Origin of the sequence: Streptomyces sp. WZ.A104, from assembly GCF_002382885.1 — a bacterium.
Lineage (GTDB): Bacteria > Actinomycetota > Actinomycetes > Streptomycetales > Streptomycetaceae > Streptomyces.
Genome location: NZ_NWVL01000014.1, coordinates 113023 through 119193 on the forward strand (window position 1 = coordinate 113023; position 6171 = coordinate 119193).

2 protein-coding genes and 1 pseudogene are annotated in these 6171 nt (G+C 74.7%); 2 read left to right on the forward strand and 1 reads right to left on the reverse strand.

The genetic code is table 11. The features are described 5' to 3' along the window. Positions 1–87: 87 nt before the first annotated feature. Positions 88–1428, reverse strand: a complete 1341-nt coding sequence (gene gabT / locus CIB93_RS10675; RefSeq protein WP_096626452.1) for a 4-aminobutyrate--2-oxoglutarate transaminase — start codon at positions 1426–1428, stop codon at positions 88–90. 279 nt (positions 1429–1707) lie between these two features. Between gabT and CIB93_RS10680 the strand changes: the two genes are divergently transcribed. Together CIB93_RS10680 and CIB93_RS10685 are read left to right on the forward strand one after the other, a co-directional pair. Then, a complete protein-coding gene (locus CIB93_RS10680; protein ID WP_096626454.1) occupies positions 1708–4143 on the forward strand; it encodes an ATP/GTP-binding protein in 2436 nt (811 codons plus the stop codon). Positions 4144–4312: 169 nt separating this feature from the next. Beyond that, positions 4313–5869, forward strand: a pseudogene (locus CIB93_RS10685) (PucR family transcriptional regulator); the annotation flags it as partial. Positions 5870–6171 lie beyond the last annotated feature (302 nt).

Genomic DNA, 6171 nt, shown 5'->3' on the forward strand with positions numbered 1-6171 from the left:
TCTTCACAGGCCCTCACCCGGATGCGGGAGGGACGCGTCGAAACGGCCCGCCGCCCGCATCCCGGTTCGATGGAATCTTCGATGGATTCAGAGGGTGCCGAACGCCTGCTCGATGAGGTCGAGGCCCTCGTTCAGCAGGTCCTCGCCGATCACCAGCGGCGGCAGGAAGCGCAGGACGTTGCCGTAGGTGCCGCAGGTGAGGACGAGCAGCCCCTCGGCGTGGCAGGCCTTCGCGAGCGCGCCCGCCGCCTCCGGGTTCGGGTCCTTCGTGCCTGACTTCACCAGCTCGATCGCGATCATGGCGCCGCGGCCGCGGATGTCGCCGATGATGTCGCCGTTGGGCAGCTTGGCCCGCATCTCGGCGAGGCGGCCCTTCATGACCTCCTCGATCCGCTTGGCCTTCGCGTTGAGGTCCAGCTCGCGCATGGTCTCGATGGCCCCGAGCGCACCGGCGCAGGCGACCGGGTTGCCGCCGTACGTACCGCCCAGGCCGCCGGCGTGCGCGGCGTCCATGATCTCGGCGCGGCCGGTCACGGCGGACAGCGGCAGACCGCCCGCGATGCCCTTGGCGGTGGTGATCAGGTCCGGGACGATGCCCTCGTCCTCGCAGGCGAACCACTGGCCGGTACGGCAGAAGCCGGACTGGATCTCGTCCGCGACGAAGACGATGCCGTTGTCCTTGGCGAACTGCGCGATCGCCGGGAGGAAGCCCTTGGCCGGCTCGATGAAGCCGCCCTCGCCGAGCACCGGCTCGATGATGATCGCGGCGACGTTCTCCGCCCCGATCTGCTTGGTGATCTCGTCGATCGCCTGGGCCGACGCCTCGGCACCGGCGTTCTCGGCGCCGGTCGGCCAGCGGTAGCCGTAGGCGACCGGGACACGGTAGACCTCGGGCGCGAACGGGCCGAAGCCCTGCTTGTACGGCATGTTCTTCGCCGTCAGCGCCATCGTGAGGTTGGTCCGGCCGTGGTAGCCGTGGTCGAAGACGACGACGGCGGTGCGCTTGGTGTAGGCGCGGGCGATCTTCACCGCGTTCTCGACGGCCTCGGCGCCCGAGTTGAACAGCGCCGACTTCTTCGCGTGGTCGCCCGGCGTCAGCTCGGCCAGCTGCTCGCAGACCTCGACGTACCCCTCGTACGGCGTGACCATGAAACAGGTGTGGGTGAAGTCCGCGAGCTGCGCGGAGGCGCGGCGCACGACGGCCTCGGCGGAGGCGCCCACGGAGGTCACGGCGATCCCGGACCCGAAGTCGATCAGCCGGTTGCCGTCCACGTCCTCGATGATCCCGCCGCCCGCACGGGCGGTGAACACCGGCAGGGTGGAGCCCACACCTGCGGCGACGGCCGCGGTACGGCGAGCCTGAAGCTCGGCCGACTTCGGGCCGGGGATGGCAGTGACGACGCGGCGCTCCTGCGGGATTGCGGTCATGAGGGGCTCCTGGGGGTGTTTCGGACGCTCTTCTTTCTGCAGGCTAGGGGCGGGGGAGCGGTGCGGGCATGCTCCGATCGGGAGTGGTGGGGGTGTGTCGTTGTCCTTGGCGGACAGGTGGCGAACAGGTGGCGGAGGGGCCTCTGCCGGGCCGGTGCGGCAGGGCCCCGGGGTGATCCCCGACGGTCACTATCCGGGCGCGTTGCTGAACTCACCGTGTGCGCGCACTAGATTGACCGGGGCAGCGGACGGACCGGCAGGTCAAGGGGGCAGTGGTTCATGGACGACGACACGCGGGGCGTACGGGGCACGAGCGCGGACAGGGTCCCCGGACCGGCCGTCCCGCCACCGCCCACGGCCCCGCCCCCCGCCACAGCGCCCGCGCCCTCCCTATCCGGCCTCGGTGCTCCGGCCCCGCCGACCGGACGAGCGCCGACTCCGCCCCCCACCGCAGCCCCGGTCGAGCAGCCGTCCCCCGAGGCCCCGGTCGACGCCTGGCTGCGCACCCCCCGCCCGCCCCAGGGGCCCGGCGTCTGGCGGTTCGGATACACCCCGCCCCCGCCCGAGGAGGCCGAGGGCGTATCCGACCGGTCGCTGCTGGTCGGCGCCCTGATCTCGCTGCTCTCCGCACTGCTGCTGTGGTCGCTGTGGCGCAACGGCTACCTCCCCTACCGCCTCGTCCCGCTGAAGCTCTTCACCCCAGGGGAATGGTGGAACCCGGGAACGTCCGGCGGCCCCCGCACCATCGAGGGCAGTGACGCCCTCACGGTGTACGAGGCGATCCTGTTCGGGCTGCTGGCCTACGGCTGCGGCCGCATCGGCAACTTCTCCGAGCTCTTCCGCCGCCATGTCGCGGGCCGGGGGCAGCCCTTCCTCGCCGTCGCCGCCGCTGTCGCCGCAGGGTTCACGCAGCTCCTCGTCTGGAAGGAGACCCTGCCGGTCGTCCGCCCGGTCCTCGTCCTGGTCGCCTCCGTCGCGGGCGGCGAGATCTACCAGAGCCAGACCGTCGTCAACGTGATCTACGGACTCATCGCCGCCGCCGTACTCTGGCCCTTCGCCCGGCTCGGCCGCTGGCGTGAACTGATCGCCGCCCGCCGGGTCAGCCCCGCCCCCGACCCCGGCAGCCCGCCCGCCCCCCCCACGGCCGCCTCCCCCGACCGGTGGCCCGAGCTGCGCGCAGCGGGCTGGACCGACGCGGCGGACACCCTGACCGCCGAGGTTCGCACCGGCCGCATGAACGACGTGGACGTGGCCCGGCTCCGCCACGCGTGGACGCTCGCCACCCGGCGGCCCGACCGGCTCGCCCCCTTCGCCGAGGCCGTCCTGCGTACCGGGGGAGCCGCTGCCCTGCACCCTTCGGGCCACCGTGACCTGCCCCGCCGCACCGCCCGCCACGACGTTCTCACCGGACAGGTCAGGATCGGCCGGTGCGCCCAGGACCAGCACAACCCCTACGTCCGCCGGGGTACGGGCCTGGCCCTGGACCCCACGCTGCTGGGCACCTCACTGCTCGCCGTGGGCCCGCCGGGGGCGGGGAAGTCCGCGCGTCTGATCCGGCCGGTCGTCGAAGCCCTCGCGCTGCGCGCGCTCGCCGGACAGGCCGCGGTCCTCGCCGTCGGCGCGGCGGGCGCGCCGCTGGGCCCGGACGAGGCCTTCGACGTCGTCGTACGCGTCGGCAACCCTGCCTCCGCCCATGACGTCGACCTGTACGGGGGGACCACTGACCCCGACGAGGCCGCAGCCGTCCTGGCGGAGGGGCTCGTCGGTGATGTCGGCAGCCTCGACAGCCGCCGCTCCGCCACTGTCCTCGCCCAGCTCCTCGGTCCCTACCGGGCCGCCCACGACCACTTCCCCTCCGTGCCCGAGCTGCGTGAGCTCCTCGACGGCACCCCGGCCGCGATCGCCGGGCTCCGCGCCGCCCTGGAAGCCGCCGGGCACCACGCGATGCTCCGCGAGCTGGACGCCCGGGCCCGGCAGGCGGGCGGCCCCGGCGACCCCGCGCCGGTCCTCGCCGACCGGGTCGCCCTGCTCGACCGTCCCGCGTTCGCCGGATTCTTCGCCACCGGACCGGACGCCCGCCCCTTCGCCCTGCGCTCTCTCGGTCAGCACCCGCTCCGGGTCCGCATCGACCTGCCGGAGCGCGGCCACGCGGAGGCGTCCCGACTGCTCACCCGACTCCTCCTCGCCCAGTTCACCGCGATCACCGCGGCACGCACCGACACCGCGCTCTTCGCCTGCCTCGTCCTGGACGACGCCACTCACGCGGTGACCGCCGAGACCGTCCGGGGCATCCGCCGCCTCCGCTCGGTCAACGCGGGCGCCGTACTCGCCCTGCGTACCGTGGACGACGTGCCTGAGGCCCTGCACACCCCGCTGCTCGGCGCGGTCGGCTGCACGGCGGCCTTCTCCGGCATCACCACCTGGGACGGCAAGCGCTTCGCCGAGGCCTGGGGCAAGGAGTGGGTCGAGACCCGCGAGGTCGCCCAGCACACCGTCTTCGCCGACCAGCCCTTCACCCGCGCCCTGCACGCCCTGCGCAAGCTCGTCACCGGCAAGGCCGTGACCACGGACGCGGTGACCGTACGGCAGGTGGAGCGGGAGCGGTGGTCGGCCTCCGAGCTGGCTTACTCCGTCCCGGCCGGGCACGCGGTCATCCGGCTGGCCACCGTCGAAGGCGAGCATGCGCCGCCGCTCCTCGTGCAGCTGGACGCCTGACTTCTTCTACCGGCCAGTAGGCGACTCGCCCCCCTGAGAGCGGTTAACCGGCACCCTGCCGCCCTGGCAGAATCGGAGGCAGCCGTTCATACGGGACGGCGAAATCGACGGCCTCCGCCAGCGATGGCGGTCCGCCGAACTTGTCCCCGACCCCGAGGGTTCCCGGCTCATGCCCCCCACGCTCGCCTCGCTCGTCCAGCACTCGGCGCTCAAGCTCACCGTGCGGGCAGGCGCGGACCGGCTCGACACCGCCGTGCGCTGGGCCCACGCCAGCGAGCTCGCCGACCCCGTGCCGTACATGGACGGCGGCGAACTGCTCCTCGTCACCGCCACCAACCTCGACGCCGAGAACGCCGAGTCCATGCGGCGGTACGTGCGGCGGCTCGCCGGGGCCGGGGTCGCGGGGCTCGGGTTCGCCGTCGGGGTCAACTACGACGACATCCCGGCCGCTCTCGTCGACGCCGCCGAGGAAGCGGGCCTTCCGCTCCTCGAAGTCCCCCGCCGCACCCCGTTCCTCGCCATCAGCAAGGCCGTCTCCGCCGCCATCGCCGCCGACCAGTACCGCGCGGTCACCGCGGGGTTCGAGGCCCAGCGCGAGTTGACCAAGGCCGCGCTCGCCGGGGACGGCCCCGCCGACCTGCTCGCCCGGCTCGCCGCCCATATCAACGGCTGGGCGGCCCTGTACGACACCTCCGGCGCGGTGCTGGCCGCCGCCCCCGACTGGGCCGCCCGCCGCGCCGCCCGGCTCACCCCGGACGTCCAGCGACTGCGCGACCGGCCCGCCCCCGCCAGCGTCGTCGTCGGCGGCAGTGAGGACCGGGTCGAGCTCCAGTCGCTCGGCACCGGCCGCCGGGCCCGCGGCGCGCTGGCCGTCGGTACGGGAGCGGCCCTGGGTACCGCCGAGCGGTACGCCGTGCACTCCGCCGTCGCCCTGCTCACCCTCACCACCGCCCGCTCCCGCTCCCTCCAGGGCGCCGAACAGCGCCTGGGCGCCGCGGTCCTGCGGATGCTGCTCGCCGGGCAGCCCGACCACGCGCGGGCGGTCGCCGGAGACCTCTACGGCGGCCTGCTGGACGCGCCCTTCCGGCTGCTCATCGCCGAGGCCCCCGCGCCGGCCGGACCCGACCTGCTCACCGAGACGATGGAGGCCGCCGCCGCCCGCTCCGGCGAGGCGCTGCTCCTGGTTCCCGAGGGTGAGCGCGTGGTCGTGCTCGCCGCGGACGGCGGGGCCGCCGTCGCCGCCTGCGCGTCCTACGCCGAGGCCCAGGACGAACGTGCGCCGCGCGAAGGAGGCGCCGAGGACAGCGAGGTCGTGGTCGGCCTCTCCGCCCCCGCCGGCCCGGTCGCCGTCTCCGCCGCGTACAAGCAGGCCGAGCAGGCCCTGTCCGTCGCCCGCCGCCGGGGCAGGGCGCTGGTCGAGCACGAGGAGCTGGCGGCCGGTTCGGTGCTCCCCCTGCTCGCCGACGACGCGGTACGGGCCTTCGCCGACGGCATGCTCCGCGCGCTCCACGAGCACGACGCCAAGGGCCGCGGCGACCTCGTGGCCTCCCTGCGAGCCTGGCTCTCCCGCCACGGCCAGTGGGACGCCGCCGCCGCCGACCTGGGCGTGCACCGGCACACCCTGCGCTACCGGATGCGCCGCGTGGAGGAGATCCTGGGCCGCTCGCTGGACGACCCGGACGTCCGCATGGAGCTGTGGCTCGCACTCAAGGCGACGGCGGCGACGGGAGCGGAGGGAACGGCCGCAGCGACGGGAGCAACGGCAACGACGGGAGCGACGGGTCCAACGGCGACGGCAACCGCGACTGCTGAGGCCACCAGGGCCGCCGAGCCCGCCGGGATTCCCGGGCCGCCCGAGCCCGCCGAGCCCGCCGGGGAATGAGCGGAACGGCCCCGACCGGCCGCCCCACCCCGCCCGCTTCACCACGCACGCCGCCCCACCACGCCCGCCTCATCACGCACGCCCCGCCTGCCCCGCCACGCACGCCCCGCCCCACCGCGCACCGGCCGCCCCACCACGCCCCGCCC

Coding starts and splice junctions, on each gene's coding strand:
- gabT (WP_096626452.1), bottom strand. CDS start 1,428: ATGACCGCAATCCCGCAGGAGCGCCGCGTCGTCACTGCCATCCCCGGC.
- CIB93_RS10680 (WP_096626454.1), top strand. CDS start 1,708: ATGGACGACGACACGCGGGGCGTACGGGGCACGAGCGCGGACAGGGTC.